Source organism: Microbacterium sp. (genome assembly GCF_044340635.1).
Lineage (GTDB): Bacteria > Actinomycetota > Actinomycetes > Actinomycetales > Microbacteriaceae > Microbacterium.
Genome location: NZ_JBIITF010000006.1, coordinates 118,639 through 134,545, shown reverse-complemented (window position 1 = coordinate 134,545; position 15,907 = coordinate 118,639). Strand labels below are relative to the sequence as shown.

General features: G+C 68.7%; 14 protein-coding genes. 7 read left to right on the top strand and 7 right to left on the bottom strand.

Going from position 1 to position 15,907, the window contains the following annotated elements; genetic code table 11:
* Nucleotides 1–61 precede the first annotated feature (61 nt).
* The gene (locus tag ACIQ0W_RS07645; RefSeq protein WP_396642157.1) at nt 62–1,612 is read left to right on the top strand and encodes an APC family permease; all 1,551 of its coding nucleotides are present in this window, start codon (nt 62–64) and stop codon (nt 1,610–1,612) included.
* 58 nt (nt 1,613–1,670) lie between these two features.
* On the opposite strand, the gene ald is transcribed toward ACIQ0W_RS07645, so the two are convergent.
* Nucleotides 1,671–2,786 (bottom strand): alanine dehydrogenase, encoded by a 1,116-nt coding sequence (gene ald, locus ACIQ0W_RS07640; RefSeq protein WP_396642156.1) that lies wholly within the window; start codon nt 2,784–2,786, stop codon nt 1,671–1,673.
* 62 nt (nt 2,787–2,848) lie between these two features.
* Complete coding sequence (locus ACIQ0W_RS07635; RefSeq protein ID WP_396642155.1) at nt 2,849–3,847, bottom strand: asparaginase; 999 nt, start codon at nt 3,845–3,847, stop codon at nt 2,849–2,851.
* 53 nt (nt 3,848–3,900) lie between these two features.
* Between ACIQ0W_RS07635 and ACIQ0W_RS07630 the strand changes: the two genes are divergently transcribed.
* Entirely contained in the window at nt 3,901–4,374 is a 474-nt protein-coding gene (locus tag ACIQ0W_RS07630; RefSeq protein WP_396642154.1) for an OsmC family protein, read from the top strand.
* A 37-nt stretch (nt 4,375–4,411) separates the two neighbouring features.
* Here the strand turns inward: ACIQ0W_RS07630 and ACIQ0W_RS07625 are convergent, their stop codons facing one another.
* Nucleotides 4,412–5,197 (bottom strand): lysophospholipid acyltransferase family protein, encoded by a 786-nt coding sequence (locus ACIQ0W_RS07625; protein ID WP_396642153.1) that lies wholly within the window; start codon nt 5,195–5,197, stop codon nt 4,412–4,414.
* 127 nt (nt 5,198–5,324) lie between these two features.
* On the opposite strand from ACIQ0W_RS07625, the gene ACIQ0W_RS07620 reads away from it, so the two are divergent.
* Nucleotides 5,325–6,275 (top strand): FKBP-type peptidyl-prolyl cis-trans isomerase, encoded by a 951-nt coding sequence (locus tag ACIQ0W_RS07620; RefSeq protein ID WP_396642152.1) that lies wholly within the window; start codon nt 5,325–5,327, stop codon nt 6,273–6,275.
* A gap of 87 nt (nt 6,276–6,362) precedes the next feature.
* Nucleotides 6,363–7,448: a 1-deoxy-D-xylulose-5-phosphate reductoisomerase gene (gene dxr, locus ACIQ0W_RS07615; protein ID WP_396642151.1), complete on the top strand. Its 1,086-nt coding sequence runs from the start codon at nt 6,363–6,365 to the stop codon at nt 7,446–7,448.
* Between the two features lie 54 nt (nt 7,449–7,502).
* Here dxr and ACIQ0W_RS07610 read toward each other — a convergent pair whose 3' ends face one another.
* The 3 genes from ACIQ0W_RS07610 to ACIQ0W_RS07600 form a co-directional block, all read right to left on the bottom strand.
* The gene (locus ACIQ0W_RS07610) at nt 7,503–9,149 is read right to left on the bottom strand and encodes a Mur ligase family protein (protein WP_396642149.1); all 1,647 of its coding nucleotides are present in this window, start codon (nt 9,147–9,149) and stop codon (nt 7,503–7,505) included.
* Nucleotides 9,150–9,247: 98 nt separating this feature from the next.
* Nucleotides 9,248–9,973, bottom strand: a complete 726-nt coding sequence (locus ACIQ0W_RS07605; protein WP_396642148.1) for a YcnI family protein — start codon at nt 9,971–9,973, stop codon at nt 9,248–9,250.
* An 86-nt stretch (nt 9,974–10,059) separates the two neighbouring features.
* The gene (locus tag ACIQ0W_RS07600) at nt 10,060–10,668 is read right to left on the bottom strand and encodes a hypothetical protein (protein ID WP_396642147.1); all 609 of its coding nucleotides are present in this window, start codon (nt 10,666–10,668) and stop codon (nt 10,060–10,062) included.
* 123 nt (nt 10,669–10,791) lie between these two features.
* Here ACIQ0W_RS07600 and ACIQ0W_RS07595 point away from each other — a divergent pair, with 123 nt between their 5' ends.
* Complete coding sequence (locus ACIQ0W_RS07595; RefSeq protein WP_396642146.1) at nt 10,792–12,177, top strand: M50 family metallopeptidase; 1,386 nt, start codon at nt 10,792–10,794, stop codon at nt 12,175–12,177.
* A gap of 89 nt (nt 12,178–12,266) precedes the next feature.
* On the opposite strand, the gene ACIQ0W_RS07590 is transcribed toward ACIQ0W_RS07595, so the two are convergent.
* On the bottom strand, nt 12,267–14,192 hold the full coding sequence (locus ACIQ0W_RS07590) for an anthranilate synthase family protein (RefSeq protein ID WP_396642144.1): 1,926 nt from the start codon (nt 14,190–14,192) through the stop codon (nt 12,267–12,269).
* Between the two features lie 203 nt (nt 14,193–14,395).
* On the opposite strand from ACIQ0W_RS07590, the gene ACIQ0W_RS07585 reads away from it, so the two are divergent.
* Together ACIQ0W_RS07585 and ispG are read left to right on the top strand one after the other, a co-directional pair.
* Nucleotides 14,396–14,674, top strand: coding sequence for a 2TM domain-containing protein (locus tag ACIQ0W_RS07585; RefSeq protein WP_396642143.1), 279 nt, complete (start codon nt 14,396–14,398; stop codon nt 14,672–14,674).
* A gap of 67 nt (nt 14,675–14,741) precedes the next feature.
* Nucleotides 14,742–15,872: a flavodoxin-dependent (E)-4-hydroxy-3-methylbut-2-enyl-diphosphate synthase gene (gene ispG / locus ACIQ0W_RS07580; RefSeq protein WP_396642207.1), complete on the top strand. Its 1,131-nt coding sequence runs from the start codon at nt 14,742–14,744 to the stop codon at nt 15,870–15,872.
* Nucleotides 15,873–15,907 lie beyond the last annotated feature (35 nt).

The window sequence follows — 15,907 nt, the reverse complement described above, 5'->3', positions numbered from 1 at the left end:
CTCGCGGCGCCCGCACGATCGTTACTTGCGCAGGAGCCTTCCGCTCGGCCAAGGTGTGGACATGACCGCCACCACTCCGATCGACCTCCGCCGCCCCGAAGGCAAGGGTCTTGCCACCGGCACGCTCGGGCTCTGGGGATCGACGGTGATCGGACTGGCCTCGACGGCGCCCGTCTACTCGCTCGTCGCGACCCTCGGCTTCGTCGTGCTCGCCGTGGGAGCCCAGGCTCCGATCGCGTTCGTGATCGCCTTCGTCCCCATGCTGTTCATCGCCTTCGCGTACCGCGAGCTGAACAGGGCCGTGCCCGATTGCGGAACGACCTTCACCTGGGGCACCAAGGCCTTCGGTCCTTTCGTGGGATGGTTGGGCGGCTGGGGTGTGGCCGTCGCCGGAATGGTCGTCCTCGCCAACCTCGCCCAGATCGCGGCCATCTACTTCTGGTCCCTGATCGGCGACGGCTCGCTCTCCGAGAACGTCCCGCTCGTCACAGGAACCGGGGTCTTCTTCATCGCCGCCATGACGTGGATCAGCTGGCGCGGGGTCGAGATCGGTGAGCGTCTGCAGAACGTGCTGCTCGCCATCCAATATCTCGCCCTCGCCATCTTCGTCATCGCCGCCCTCACGCAGTTCTTCTCCGGCACCGCACCCGACGCGACGCCCTTCGACTGGGCCTGGTTCAATCCCCTCGGGTTCACCGACTGGTCTGGATTCATCGAGGCCATCCTGCTCGCCCTCTTCATCTACTGGGGCTGGGACACCTGCCTGGCGCTCAACGAAGAGACGAAGGACCCGAAGCGCATCCCCGGGCTCGCGGCGCTGCTCACGACGGTCATCCTGCTCGTCACCTACGTCGCCGTCACGGTCGCCGCCATGATGTACGCCGGCCTCGGCACGGACGGCACGGGACTTGGCAACGAGGCGAACGCCGACGACTTCTTCCTGGCGATCAAGGATGGGCTGCTCGGACCGTTCGGATGGGTGCTCGTCGTCGCGGTTCTGATTTCGGCCGTGTCGTCTACGCAGACGACCATCCTTCCCACCGCACGTGGCACCCTCGCCATGGCCGCATACAAGGCCCTGCCGCGTCGGTTCGCCACCGTGCACCCCGAGTACAAGACCCCGTCGTTCTCGACCGTGGTGATGGGCGTTGTCGCCTCGCTGTACTACATCGGAATGACCCTGATCAGCGACAACATCCTGCAGGACTCCATCCTGTCGCTCGGGCTCGCGATCGCCTTCTATTACGGCATCACCGGCTATGCATGCGTATGGTACTTCCGGAAAGACCTGTTCAGCTCGGCACGCGATTTCTTCTACAAGGGCCTGCTACCGCTCCTCGGCGCACTCATGCTCACGTACGCATTCGTCCAGTCCGCGATCGACATGTACGACGTCGACTACGGCTACAGCGGGTCACTGCTCGGCATCGGAAGTACCTTCGTGCTCGGCATCGGCGCCCTCGCGGTCGGGGTCGTGCTGATGCTGATCTGGTTCGCGTTCCCGCGGTCCAAGCCGTTCTTCCGCGGTGAGACCCTCAACCGCGACTCGAAAGTGCTCGTGCCGGACGACCCGGCTGAGTACGGGCGCTCGATCGACGGAGGCCTCGCCTGAGGAAGCCAGCGGCGGGCACACGCGGCGTTCGGTCACGGCGTGCGCCAGCGGCGTGCGCTCAGCTGACGAGGTCCTCGAGCCGCGTCAGCGGCAGACCGTGCGCCTCGGCGACTCCCGCGTTCACGATCCGACCCTCGGCGACGTTCAAGCCGTGCGCGAGGGCGGGATCAGCCGTCAACGCCGAGCGCCACCCGCGGCCCGCGAGCTGACGAATGTACGGCTGCGTCGCGTTCGCAAGCGCCGCCGTCGACGTATGCGGAACGGCGCCCGGCATGTTCGCCACGCAATAGAAAACCGAGCCATGCACGCGGAAAGTCGGGTCGGCGTGAGTCGTCGGATGCGTGTCCTCGAAGCATCCGCCCTGATCCACGGCGATGTCCACAAGCACGCTACCGCGACGCATCCGGGCAACCATCTCATTCGTCACGAGCTTCGGCGCCCGCGCCCCCGGCACGAGGACCGCGCCGATCACCAGGTCGGAGTCGATCACCGCCCGGTCGAGATCGAGCGGATTGGACGCGGCGGTCTTCACCCGCCCGGCGAATCGATCGTCGAGCTCCCGCAGACGCGTGACCTGGGTGTCGAAGACCGTGACATCGGCACCGAGACCGACGGCGACTGCCGCGGCGCTCGCGCCGGCCACACCGCCGCCGATGATCGTCACACGTGCTGGTCGCGTCCCCGGAACACCCGACATCAGAACACCGAGCCCTCCCTCAGACCTGAGGAGAGTGTGGGCGCCGACGGTCGGAGCCAAACGGCCGGCGACCTCGCTCATCGGCGCGAGAAGGGGAAGTGCCCCGCCCGGCAACTGCACGGTCTCATACGCGATCGCGACGACCTCGTGATCCCGCAGACGCTCCGTCAGCGCATGGTCCGCGGCCAGGTGCAGGTACGTGAACAGCACGAGCCCCGGGCGGAAGCGGTGATACTCGGATGTCACGGGCTCCTTGACCTTCAACACCAGCTCGGCTGCGGCCCACACCTCGTCGGCGTCGTCGATCAACGTCGCGCCCGCCGCGGCATACTCGCCGTCCGGAAGCGACGATCCCTCTCCGGCGCCGCGCTGGACCAACACCTCGTGTCCGGCACGCACAAGCTCGTGGGCTCCCGCGGGCGTCAGCGCCACCCGGTACTCGTTGTTCTTGACCTCGGTCGGAACGGCGATCCTCATGCGGTCTCTCCTCCGGAGGGCGGTGGTTGCGTGACGTCAGATGCAGACGAACGCGTCGTCGATCACGAGACGCCGACGGTGGGGCGGATGCGGCCGACGACCTCAGAACCGCCCCGGATGTCGAGCTGTAGATCATTCGCGACGAGCGCGACATCCGCGGCGCTCAAGGCACCAGCCGTCTGCAGCAGCGTGAGGGCGACGATGGGTGCCGCGCGCTGGCCTCCGTCGAGCATCTTCAGCGCCACCGTCGTGCCATCCGGCGCGACGGCGACCTGAACGCCCTCGGCACCGAGCTTCGCGAAGACCCCCAGACGCTCGGCGATGAGGGTGTCGGGCTGGTCTGGTCCGGCGATCGTCCACGGGTTCTCCCGCACCGCACGGACGACGGCTGCGGCGTGACGGTGCAGGGCGAAGGGTGAGCGCTCGGATGCTGTGCCCATGCGGTGAATGCCGCGTGCGAGCCCGTTGAGGGTCACGGCATGAACCGGCGCCCCGCATCCGTCGACGACGCTCGCCTGGATCTTCTCGCCGGTGAGACGCTCGATCGTGTCGCGCAGGTGACGCTGCAACGGATGGTCGAGGTCGAGGTAACCCGCCGTGTCCCAGTTGTTCGAGACACACGTGAGGAGCATCCCGGCGTGCTTGCCCGAGCAGTTCATCCGGACCGGCGCCGCGGGATCGAGGTCACGGATCTGGCGGTCGCGGGTTTCGGGATCCGACGCGCGGGCTGCCGGGCATCCGAGGGCATCCTCGGTCAATCCGGCCTGCTCGAGGACCGCGCGGACGACGCCGACATGGCGATCCGTGCCGGTGTGACTGGCGGTGGCGAGCCCGAGCCGCTCGCCCTCCAACTCGACGCCCGCCGTGAGCATCCCGACGGCCTGGAGCGGCTTGAGGCTCGAGCGGGGCAGGAGCGTTGCTTCCCCATCGCCGAAGGATGCACGGATCGTTCCGTCGGGCGAGAGCACGACCGCGGCGCCACTATGCCGAGATTCGACGAAGCCGCCGCGATCGACGGTGGCGAGTTCGACGGCGCCCGGAACGGTGAGGGATCTTGACACCAGGTCAGCCTAATCGCGAGCCCGTGCCGGGCGAGGCGTGCGACACTTCCCGTATGAACGGCGAACACCGCTACCGTGTGGCCACGACATGGACCGGCGATCGCGGGACGGGAACCAGCGGCTACCGCGACTACGACCGGTCGGTGACGATCGAGATCGCCGGAAAACCCGGGCTCGAGGCATCCGCGGATCGTCCGTTCCGGGGGGATCCCGCCAAGTGGAATCCCGAAGACCTGCTTCTCGCTGCGCTGTCGGAGTGCCATCTGCTGAGCTACCTTCACGCGTGCGTCACACTCGGGGTGATCGTGCTCGATTACTCCGACGAGGCCGAGGGGACGATGGCGCTCGACGGCCGCGGCGGAGGCGCGTTCACCGAGGTGGTGTTGCGGCCGCGTGTCGTGGTGGCGGATGCCTCGATGCTCGAGCAGGCCCACCGGGCGCACACGCTCGCGAACGAGTGGTGCTTCATCGCAAACTCGGTCAACTTCCCGGTCCGCCACGAGGCGATGATCGGGGTCGCGGGCTGACGCGGCCCGGATCCGCGCCCGGCATCGGGTCGGGGCGTCAGAGCCGCTCGTGCGGCAGCACGCGCTTGATCTTCTCGACCGCGCCCTGGGCGGGTGCCTCGTTATAGGTTCCGGCGAGTTCCTGCCCGGTGAGCGCGTGGATCGCCGCCATGATCTCGTCGGTCGCGCCGCGGCGAGCACGCCCAGACTCGGGTGCGCCGTGGTGCGACAGGTCGAGCGGTTCACCGAAGCGGACGGTCACCCGCTCACTGAGCGACGGCATCCGTGCGCCGACGGGCATGACCTCGGCCGTGCCGAGGAGTCCCACCGGCACGACCGGGGCACCGGTCTGCAGAGCGAGGAACGCGGCGCCCGTCCGGCCGCGATAGAGGCGACCGTCGAGCGACCGCGTGCCCTCGGGGTACAGGGCGACAGCACGGCCGGAATCGAGAAGCGCCCGCTGCTGGTCGAGGGCATCGAGCGCCGCTTGTCCGGCTCCGCGCTGGACGGGTACGGCTCCGATCGCCAGGAAGAACTCACGCGTGAACCATCCGGACATCCCGGCGCCCTCGAAATACGACGACTTCGCCAGGAAGTGCACGGGTCGCGGCGCCGCAATGGGAATCGCGACCGAGTCGATGAACGAGAGGTGGTTGCTCGCGAGGATCACGGCACCTTCGCGGGGTACGTTCTCGCGGCCCTCGACGATCGGACGGTAGACCATTCGCGCGAGCGGGGCGACGAACGTCCGGCCCAGTCGGTAGGTCCAACCCATCCCCGGTTCGCTGTGCGCGACTTCGGGAGTTGCGGGCGCGCCGGTGGGCTCCGGTTCTGCGGAGGTCATTGCCCGAGGTTATCGCGGGAAGCATGCGCGCCAGGGAATGCGAGCACCGCGCGTGCGGGCGTTCAGGTGAGTCAAAGAAACCTCCGTCAGGATGGAGTCTCTCCCCGAACAGCATCGAGGTCTATCCGTGCGCATTCGCCCCCTCGCCGCCCTGTCGGCACTCGCCCTGTCCGCCCTCGTCCTGGCGGGTTGCTCCGGCTCGGGCACGCCCGACGCCTCTGCCTCCGGCACGGGCTCCCTGTGCGACGTCGCAGCCCCCTCCGGCGACGCGTCCGAGTCGGTCACGGTCGAAGGCGATGCCGGCACGGTATCGACCGCGACCTTCACGACGGGGCTTGAGGTTCCTGAGCTGGAGCGGACGGTCATCACCGAGGGCGACGGCGACCCGCTCGAAGAGGGCGACTACGTCCAGTACGCGCTGAGCGCATTCTCGGCCGATACCGGCGAGCGTCTCGGCGACGTCGGGTACGTCGAGGGCGAGATCCTGCCGGCTGCCGTCACGAGCGACTCGAATTTCGGACAGATCATGGGATGCGCCAACATCGGCTCGCGCATGGTGCTGACTTTCCCGGCGACCCAGGACTCGACCACCGGCGAGACCGTGAGCGCTGAGGTGTACGTCGTCGACGTGCTCGGCGTGACGCCTCTCGCCGCATGGGGTGCCGACCAGTCGCCCGTCGATGGCTTCCCGACCGTCGAACTCGCCGAGGACGGCGCACCGACCATCACGCTCCCGGGCGGCGATGCGCCGACGACGGTCGATATCGAGGTGCTGAAGCAGGGCGATGGTGCGACCGTGAACTCGGGCGACACCGTCCTGGTGCAGTACACCGGCGTGAAGTGGTCGGATGGCACGGTCTTCGACTCCAGCTGGGAGAGCGGCGCACCCGCGAGCTTCACGACCACCGGCGTCGTCGACGGGTTCCGTCAGGCGCTCGAGGGTCAAACGGTCGGCTCGCAGGTCCTCGTCGTGATCCCGCCCGAGTTCGGCTACGGGGCGGTCGAGGGCAACGAGCTGCAGAACGAGACCCTCGTCTTCGTCGTCGACATCCTCGCCACACAGCGCGCGGCGGGCTGACCGCCCGGTCGCCGAGCCACGCGCGCCGGAGCGCGGTCACGGAGCTTGTCGACGTGACCGGCTGTGCGCGCTCGGTAGGCTGACCGGATGCGCCGCATCATCATCCTCGGATCCACCGGCTCGATCGGCACGCAGGCGCTCGATGTCGTGCGCGCCAACCCGGGACGCTTCGAGGTCGTCGGGCTGGCCGCGGGCACGGACCGCGCGACGTTGGATGCCCAGGCCGCCGAGTTCGGGGTCGAGCACACCGCGCTGGGAGCAGACGAGGCCGAGGCGCTCGTGCGCGACGTCGAGACGGATGTCGTGCTGAACGGGATCACCGGCTCGGTGGGCCTCGGACCCACGCTCGCGGCGCTGGAGTGCGGCCGTACGCTCGCTCTCGCGAACAAGGAGTCCCTGATCGTCGGGGGAGATCTCGTTTCGCGAATCGCGGCGCCGGGACAGATCGTGCCCGTGGATTCGGAGCATTCCGCGATAGCCCAGTGCCTGCGTGGTGGGGCAGCGCACGAGGTGCGACGGCTCGTGCTCACGGCATCCGGGGGTCCTTTCCGCGGTCGCTCCCGTGCCGAACTCAAGGGTGTGACCCCGTCAGAGGCACTCGCCCACCCGACGTGGGACATGGGCCGGATGGTGACGACGAACTCGGCGACGCTCGTCAACAAGGGTCTGGAGGTCATCGAAGCTCACCTGCTGTTCGATGTGCCGTACGACGAGATCGACGTCGTCGTGCACCCGCAGTCGATCGTGCACTCGATGGTGGAGTTCGTGGACGGCTCGACGCTCGCGCAGGCCTCGCCGCCCGACATGCGGTTGCCGATCGCGCTGGGGCTCGATTGGCCGGATCGTGTCGGCGGCGTTGGCCGTCCGCTCGATTGGACCACCGCGACGTCCTGGACGTTCGAGCCGCTCGACGAGAAGGCTTTTCCCGCTGTCGCCCTCGCCAAGCGGGTCGGCCGCGCGGGCGGCACATACCCCGCGGTCTACAACGCGGCGAACGAGCAGGCGGTGGATGCGTTCCACGAGGGGCGCCTCGGATTCACGGGCATCGTGGACACCGTGGCGCGCGTCGTGGACGCACACGAGGCGCCGGATGCCCTGACCCGGGAGAGCCTCGCCGACGCCGAGGCGTGGGCACGCCGCACGGCGGATGCCGCGATCGCCGCTGCATCCTGAAAACGTCGCTCGTTGAGCGAGGAGCGTAGCGACGAGTCGAAACGTGTGTGCGTGTCAGTCGGCGTAGGGGACCGGCCAGTGCGGTTCCGGCACGGGCCAGCCGCGCGCCTTGAGCGCTCGCCTCGCAAGCTCCCGCGCCGAGTACGGGGTTCGAACACCGCGGATATCGCGGTAGTCCTGGTGCCCCGGGCCCGCCCAGAGGATCGCGTCGCCTTCGCCGACCATTTTGACGGCAGCCTCTATGGCGCGCTCGGGCGGTGAGTACTCGTGGATCTCGGCGTCCGGTCGCGCGCGTCGAGCCCCCTCGATCAGGGTCGCTCGGATCGAATCCGGGTCCTCGAAGCGGGGGTGGTGGTCGGTGACGACGAGTATGTCGCTGCCCTGCACCGCCGTCCGCCCCATGTCATGGCGTTTCGTGGCGTCGCGGTCGCCATCCGCACCGAAGAGCATGAGTACGCGCCCTGGCGTGACACGTCGCACCGCGGCGAGGGTCTTCTCGAAGGCGTCGGGGGAGTGTCCGAAGTCGACGAACACCGCGGGCCCGCGGTCGCCCGAGACACGTTCCGTCCGGCCGGGCAGGTACGCGTGGATCGTGCCGTCGCGCTCCAGCGCGTGGGCGATCCGCTCCCACGTATACCCGGCCTCGCGCAGCATGACGATCGCCAGGCCCGCGTTCGCGGCCATGTGGGGACCGATGACGGGGACGACCGTCGTCAGCTCACCGTCGGGACCCGACAGTGTGAACCGCGTACCGGCCTGCGTTTCGTCGTGGATCGTGACGGTCCAGTCGGCGGCGGCAGCGGATTCGGGATCCGCGGCGATCGCGGGCGTGCCGATCGTGACGACCGGGATCCCCGAGCTCGCCACGAACTCAGCGCCCGCGGCCGAGTCGAGCGAGACCACACCGCGGCGGGCACGATCGGGCTGGAAGAGCGGCAGCTTGGCCTCGAGGTAGGCCCGCATGTCGGGATAGTCGTCGAGGTGGTCGTGCGTGAGGTTCGTGAATGCCGCGACATCGAAGACGAGCCCGTCGACGCGGTGGCGGCTGAGAGCCTGAGCGCTCACCTCGACCGCGACCGCCTCGACGCCACGCTCCCGCATCAGGGCGAGGAGGGCGTGGAATTCGGATGCCTCGGGCGTCGTCAGCCGCGACACGATGACCTCTCCGGCGATGTGCCGCTCGGCCGTGGAGCTGAGACCGACGACCACCCCGAGCTGTTCGAGGATCCCGGCGAGGAGGTGCGACGTACTGGTCTTGCCGTTCGTCCCGGTCGTGCCGAGCAGGATCGGGAGGTCGTCGCCGGGACCGGTGCCGTAGACCCAGGCCGACAGGTCGCCGAGCATCGCGCGCGGGTTCTCGACGACGATGATCGGCAGGCCGGCGTCGGCCGCGATTTCAGCGCCCGCGGCATCCGTGATCACGGCCACGGCGCCCTTTTCGGCAACCTGCTTCGCGAACTCGGCGCCGTGCCGGTTGATGCCCCGGATCGCGACGAAAGCTTCGCCCGGGCGCAGGTCGGCGGTCGCCAGGGTGATGCCCGAGACCGTCGCATCGGCGATGTCGCCGTGCACGGCTGTCGCGTACCGGCCGGCCAGCGCCTGCAGGGAGCGGGCGGGCGGCCGCTCGGGCCGCAGCACCGGCGGAAGCCGCGACGCACCCGCGGACGAGTCAGACGATGATTCAGAGGCGGGTGACGTCATGGCGCCTCCATCTAATCAGACGAGGGGACGGATGCCTCGGACCGCACACATCCGGCCCGGTCACCCGCGGGTGGCGCGGAGACCGGGCCGAACGGGCATCAGCTGCGGGTGCGGCGGAAGGCCAGCAGGGCGACGACGAGGGCGCCCGCGCCCAGCACGAGTCCTGCCCCGCCGAGCACGAGCGGCAGCGGTGAGGCGTCGCTCGTGGACACCGCGTCCGAGGCGTGCTCGTCGGAGTCGGAGTGTTCGCTGTCGGAGGTGCCGGTGCCGTGCTCGTCCGAGGTGGCCTCGCCGACGGTCACCGTGGGTGCGGGAGCGTCGAGGGAGTGCGGGTCGACCCCGTCCTCGGCGATCTCGGCCCAGTCGGTGTTGCCCACTTCGCACACCTGGTTGACCGGGAAGGCGAGCGTCTCGCCCGCGGTGTCTTCGGCGTACTGCACGCCGAGGACGACTGCGGCGCGGATCCCATCAGGGACCGGCTCGTCGGCGGTGTAGGTGATCAGCGAAATGGGGCCGTTCTCGCCATCACGCTGCACGTCGATCTGCCATCCTGCTTCGATGGTGGGGTACACCGAGGCGAGTCCCTCGGGGATCGTGATCTCGAGCGCAGTCGTCGACGATCCGTCGCAGCCGTGGCTGAAGGCGAACGTCAGGGTGCCATAGCCGCCGGCGGTCGCAGCATCCGGTGTCGCGGTGACATGTGCCTGTGCGGCGAGGGGAGCCGCGACGACGAGGGCCGCCGAGGCGAGGACAGCGGCTGCCGCTCGCACGCCGAAGCGGCGGCGGCGGGCGGAACGGGTGTGTGCAGGGGTCGTGGTGTTCATGTTCGGAGTTCTCTCTGTGGGCGCCGCGCGGCGATGGGCCGCTACGACGGATTCGTGGGGAACGCGCGAGCGGATTGCCCGGCGGATCATGCGACGAGTGCGTCGCCCCACTTCAGAGGTGGTCCGCGGCGGCGGGGTGTGCCGCGGGTGTTACGAGCGATCGGTGCGGGTGCCACCGTGAAGGTCGCGCGCGGAACCGAGGCGGAGCCGGGCGCCGCGACGGCGGCCCGGTGCAGCAGGCGGAGGGTCCACGCGGCGATGGCGCGAAGCATCCGTTCGCCGCCGAACAGTGCCAGGAAGGATACGACGGCAGCGAGCGCGTGCGCTGCAAGCATGGGCGGCGTGGGCAGCACGACCTGGGCGAAGGCACCCGCGGCGTCCATGATGACCTGACCGTGCTGGTGCGCGGCGAGGTTCTGGGGCAGTGCGCCCGCGGACGTACCGGAGCTCGAGGTCAGTGCGAAGACGGCGTGCAGGGCCACCTGCGTGACGATCACGGCCGACGCGAGTCCGACCGGACGGAGCCCCCGACCGACGAGCGCCGTTGTGACCGGCCAGGCGAGAGCGGATACCCCGAGCAGGATCACGATGCCCGGAGCCGTGCCGCCACCCATCGTGTGCGAGACGGCGGCGAAGAGAACGGCGAGCATGGCTGCAGCTGCCCCACGAAGCGCGCGCAATTGGCGTGTGCGCATGCCGGGCTCCTATCCGCTCGTTCGCTGGTTCTCCGTCAACATTAGCCGCGTCCTCCCGCCCCTCCGGCCGCACGCATACGACCCTCGGGGCGGGCTCCAAGCAACCGGCGGTAGCGTTGGCCCGTGACCGTGCTGACTTTCGCCATTGGCTTGCTCGTCATCGTCGTCGGCCTGGCGGTCTCCATCGCGCTGCACGAGGTCGGGCATCTGGTGCCCGCCAAGCTCTTCGGTGTGCGCGTCGGCCGGTACATGATCGGCCTCGGCCCCACCCTGTGGTCGCGGAAGTTCGGCGAGACCGAGTACGGCATCAAGGCTCTCCCGATCGGCGGGTACATCTCGATGTCGGGCATGTACCCCCCGACGCCCGCTGAACGCGAGGCCGAGGTCGCGCGCGTGGGAGCGCAGGACGCCGACGGCGGGGGAGCGGCCACGCCGCCACGCCAGGGCCGTGCGGCGGGGATGTTCGCGGCGATGATCCAGGACGCTCGCGTCGCCAACGAAGAGACGATGATCGGCACAGCCGACACGCGGACCTTCTATCGACTGCCCGTCTACAAGCGCATCATCATCATGCTCGGCGGGCCGGTCATGAACCTGTTGCTGGCCATCCTGCTCTTCATGCTTGTCTTCAGCGGCATCGGCGTGCAGAGCGCATCGACGTCTGTCGCAGCCGTGAGCGAGTGCGTCGTCGCGGCCGGTTCGGAACAGACAGAGTGCGGCCCGGACGACCCCGCAAGCCCCGCCGCGGCCGCCGGCATCCTTCCCGGCGACCGCATCCTCTCGATCGATGGACGTCCCGTCGCGACCTTCGATGAGGCATCCGCCATCATCCGCGACAACCCCGGCACACGTTTGACCTTCGACATCGAGCGGGACGGTGCCCAGCAGACCCTCGCGGTCACACCCCTGCTCGCCGAGCGTCCCGTCTACGACGACGCCGGGCAGCCCGTCGTCGACGCCGACGGAGTGGCGGAGACCCAGGATGTCGGCTTCGTCGGCATCACTCCGGCGAACGAACTGCAGAGCCAGCCGATCTGGACCGGTCCGCAAGCCGCGATCGAGAACGTCGGCGCCGTGGTCGGCATCGTCGCGCAGTTGCCCGTCAAGCTCTACGAGACGGGCGTCGCGCTGTTCACCGGAGGGGAGCGAGACCCGAACGGACCAATGAGCGTGGTGGGTGTGGGTCTGATTGCGGGCGAGGTCGCTTCGACGGATGCGCCGATCCTGAGCCGTGTTTCGGTGCTGCTCGGCCTGCTCGGCTCGCTCAACATCGCGCTGTTCGTCTTCAACCTCGTGCCGCTGCTCCCGCTCGACGGCGGTCACATCGTCGTTGCCCTGTGGGAGGGCGTGAAGAAGGCGTGGGCGCGTCTGTTCCGTCGCCCGCCGCCGAAGCCGGTCGATGCGACCAAGCTCGTGCCCGTGACGTTCGTCGTCGTGATTCTGCTGATCGGGATGGGTGCGCTGCTGCTGCTCGCCGACGTGTTCAACCCGATCCAGCTGTTCAACTGACGACCCGCCGCTCGCTCCCTGAGCTTGTCGAAGGGTGCTGCTGGTCACTTCGACAGGCTCAGTGACCGTGCGGCTCAGCGCCCGGGGCGTCAGGCGTCGACGGGGGCGAAGGCTTGTGCGATCAGGCGCTCGAGCGTCTCGATGCCATCCCGCGACAGAATCGACTCCAGGTGGCCCTGCACCGACGCATACCCCGGTCCGCGCATCGCATAGACGTCGCCGGATGCCGGGTCCGCTGCGATCTCGGTCCGACCGACCCGCGTCGTCCCGGGCTCGGTGCGCACCGTGAAGGTGTTGTAGAACCCGATCGAGGCGCGGCGGCCGAAGATGTCGACGCTCAATTGCAGGCCCTGGTGAGGTCGTGTGAGCGGAGCCAGAGTCATCCCGAGCGTGTTGGCCAGGATCTGGTGGCTCAGGCACACGGCCAGCAGCGGGCGCCCGGAGGCTAGGCGGGCCGACACGATCTCGCGCATGCGGCGCATCCGCGGGCTGTCGTCGAGCGGGTCGCCCGGACCCGGGCCGGCGATCAGCAGCTCTGCATCGGATGCCTCGGCATCCGTCACCTCGGACCAGTGGGCGATGCGCACGGTGAGTCCGAGGTGGCGGAGCTGATGCGCGAGCATCGTCGTGAATCGGTCTTCGGCGTCGACCACGAGCGCAGTGCTCCCGAGGAACGGGCCGGGAGCATCGGAGTCCTGCGGGTTCAACCAGAAGGGGGCCAGACGGGAGTTGCGTGAGGCGAGCAACGTCGCGATCGCCGGGTCCTCCGCAAGCGGGGCGCGCGGCGTGGTCGGCGCATCCGGATCCGAGACGGGTGCGGGCGCACTCTCGCGCGGAACTGCGCCGATCGCACCGAGCAGACCCGCGGCCTTGCCGTGCGTTTCGCCGACCTCGCCATCGGGGTCCGAGTGGCGCACGAGCGTCGCGCCGACCGGGACGCGCAGCCGCCCTTCGACGAGGTAGGCCGTGCGGATGAGGATCGGCGCATCCAGATCGTGTGCGTCGCCGTTCGGGGTGAAGAGTGCGGCCACACCGGAGTAATAGCCCCGGGCGCTCGTCTCGTGCCGGCGGATCACCGTGCAGGCGTTCTGCATCGGTGAGCCCGTGACGGTCGGCGCGAACATCGTCTCGCGCAGGATGTCCCGAGGATCGAGCGTGCTGCGGCCCCGCAGCATGTATTCGGTGTGCGTCAGCCGCGACATCTCTTTGAGGTGCGGGCCCGTAATGCGCCCGCCATCCGAGCAGACGGCGCTCATCATCTTCAACTCTTCGTCGACGACCATGAAGAGCTCTTCGGTCTCTTTCGTGTTCTCGAGGAACGCGGTGAGAGCTTCGGGCGTCGATCCGCCTGCGGGGTGACGGAACGTACCCGAGATGGGGTTCATCGTGACCACGCCGCCGCTGGCGCTGACGTGCGCCTCGGGGCTTGCGCCCACCGCGACGTGGCCCGGCGTGACGATGGCAAAGGTCCAATACGCGCCGCGCTCGTGCTCGAGCAGCGCGCGGAACCAGGTGAGTGCGGTCTCGCGCGGATCGGCGTCTACGCGGGCGGTGAAGTCGCGGCGGATGACGAAGTTCGCGCCCTCGCCTCGTCCGATCTCGTCGGCGATGACGTCACGGACGATCTCGGCGTAGTCCTCGTCAGAGACGTTGAACCCGGTGTCGTGCAGCGGCACGGGCGCGGTCGGCAGGACGCGCATCGCTTCGTCCCGAGACACGGTGCCGCGCTCGGTGACGATGATGCAACGAAGCGGTGCTCCATCGTCGTGGCATTCGAACCCGCGCTCTCGCACCTGCCGGTACGGAACCAGGGCGAGGACCTCCTGCGGGGAGCCCTCCGCGTCGACCAACGGGATATCGGCAAGCATCTCGACGTCGACGACGGTTCCCGTGAGGATCTCGACATCCGCGCCATCGCGTGCGATCAGGACGAGGGGACGATCCTCTGCGGAGTCGCGCAGGCGCTGCAGCAGCTCGCTGCCATCCGCATCACTGGGGGGGCGATGGCCGGTCATCGTGGGTCCTTCGGCTCGGCCCGGCGGGGCGGTCGCTCAACGAAAAGACCGCCACGGCGGGCGGTCTGGATTCGTGGAAACGCGAACACACCGCCTAAGAGGCGGGCCACCAGGAGCGGTTCGCGGACATGCCGTCACGATAGCACGCGCCTACCGGTGCCTCGGGTCTACCGCCGGGCAGCGGCCATCCCTATGCTTTCGCCATGAGCGAAGATCTTCGCGGGCGTGCCATCAGCAGCCTGAAAGCAAAGAATCACTTCTGGCAGGCACTCATCACCTGGGTGGTGCTGAGTCTCCTGTTCGTCCTGATCTGGGCCTTCTCGGGCGGCATGTCCGGCGGGTTCGAGGGCTTCTGGCCGATCTGGCCGATTGCGGGAATCGCGATCGGCGTCGTGGCCACTGGTATCCGTGCATTCGGCGCGGGGGCGGGCGGTCCGAGCGAGGGCCGGATCCAAAGCGAGATGAAGCGCCTCTCCGAGTGAGCTGGAAGCGGGCCTCTTCCCCGTGGCACCCGCGTAGGCTGGGTCCGTGCCAGCAGTAAATCTCGGGATGCCGAAGGTGCCGGATGTTCTCGCGCCTCGTCGTAAGAGTCGACAGATCCGCGTCGGCAAGGTGCTCGTCGGTGGCGATGCGCCGGTCAGCGTGCAGTCGATGTGTACGACGCCGACGACCAACATCAACGCCACGCTTCAGCAGATAGCCGAGCTGACGGCATCCGGCTGCGAGATCGTGCGCGTGGCCGTGCCGTCGCAAGACGACGCGGATGTGCTGCACATCATCGCGAAGAAGAGCCAGATCCCGGTCATCGCCGACATCCACTTCCAGCCGAAGTACGTGTTCCAGGCGATCGACGCGGGCTGTGCCGCCGTGCGCGTGAACCCGGGGAACATCCGGAAGTTCGATGATCAGGTCGGGACGATCGCGGCCGCCGCGAAGGCCGCCGGTGTTTCCCTCCGCATCGGCGTGAACGCCGGATCTCTCGACCCGCGCCTGCTGCAGAAGTACGGCAAGGCGACGCCCGAGGCGCTCGCCGAGAGCGCTCGCTGGGAAGCATCCCTCTTCGAGGAGCACGACTTCCACGACTTCAAGATCTCGGTCAAGCACAACGACCCCGTCGTGATGGTGAAGGCATACCGCCTCCTAGCCGAGATGGGCGACTGGCCCCTGCACCTCGGCGTGACCGAGGCGGGACCCGCATTCCAGGGCACGATCAAGTCCGCGACCGCCTTCGGCATCCTGCTCGGTGAGGGGATCGGCGACACCATTCGCGTCTCGCTCTCGGCCCCGCCCGCCGAAGAGATCAAGGTCGGGCACCAGATCCTGCAATCACTCAATCTCCGTGAGCGCAAGCTCGAGATCGTCTCGTGCCCGTCGTGCGGGCGTGCGCAGGTCGACGTCTACACGCTCGCCGACGACGTGACCGAGGGGCTCAAGGACATGACCGTCCCGCTTCGTGTGGCCGTGATGGGCTGCGTCGTCAACGGGCCCGGCGAGGCCCGCGATGCCGATCTCGGCGTCGCCTCCGGAAACGGCAAGGGTCAGATCTTCGTGAAGGGCCAGGTCATCAAGACCGTCCCCGAGTCCGAGATCGTCGCAACGCTCATCGAAGAGGCGAACCGTCTGGCGGATGAGATGGGCCCGAGTGCCGCGCCGGGCACCGCACAGGTCATCACAGCCTGAGCGGGGCAACCTGAGCGGGCAGCCCTGACCCGAGC

Excerpts from the sequence above, each read along its gene's own strand:
- ACIQ0W_RS07645 (WP_396642157.1), top strand. The coding sequence starts at position 62 with ATGACCGCCACCACTCCGATCGACCTCCGCCGCCCCGAAGGCAAGGGT.
- ald (WP_396642156.1), bottom strand. The coding sequence starts at position 2,786 with ATGAGGATCGCCGTTCCGACCGAGGTCAAGAACAACGAGTACCGGGTG.
- ACIQ0W_RS07630 (WP_396642154.1), top strand. The coding sequence starts at position 3,901 with ATGAACGGCGAACACCGCTACCGTGTGGCCACGACATGGACCGGCGAT.
- ACIQ0W_RS07625 (WP_396642153.1), bottom strand. The coding sequence starts at position 5,197 with ATGACCTCCGCAGAACCGGAGCCCACCGGCGCGCCCGCAACTCCCGAA.
- dxr (WP_396642151.1), top strand. The coding sequence starts at position 6,363 with ATGCGCCGCATCATCATCCTCGGATCCACCGGCTCGATCGGCACGCAG.
- ACIQ0W_RS07610 (WP_396642149.1), bottom strand. The coding sequence starts at position 9,149 with ATGACGTCACCCGCCTCTGAATCATCGTCTGACTCGTCCGCGGGTGCG.
- ACIQ0W_RS07605 (WP_396642148.1), bottom strand. The coding sequence starts at position 9,973 with ATGAACACCACGACCCCTGCACACACCCGTTCCGCCCGCCGCCGCCGC.
- ACIQ0W_RS07600 (WP_396642147.1), bottom strand. The coding sequence starts at position 10,668 with ATGCGCACACGCCAATTGCGCGCGCTTCGTGGGGCAGCTGCAGCCATG.
- ACIQ0W_RS07590 (WP_396642144.1), bottom strand. The coding sequence starts at position 14,192 with ATGACCGGCCATCGCCCCCCCAGTGATGCGGATGGCAGCGAGCTGCTG.
- ACIQ0W_RS07585 (WP_396642143.1), top strand. The coding sequence starts at position 14,396 with ATGAGCGAAGATCTTCGCGGGCGTGCCATCAGCAGCCTGAAAGCAAAG.
- ispG (WP_396642207.1), top strand. The coding sequence starts at position 14,742 with ATGCCGAAGGTGCCGGATGTTCTCGCGCCTCGTCGTAAGAGTCGACAG.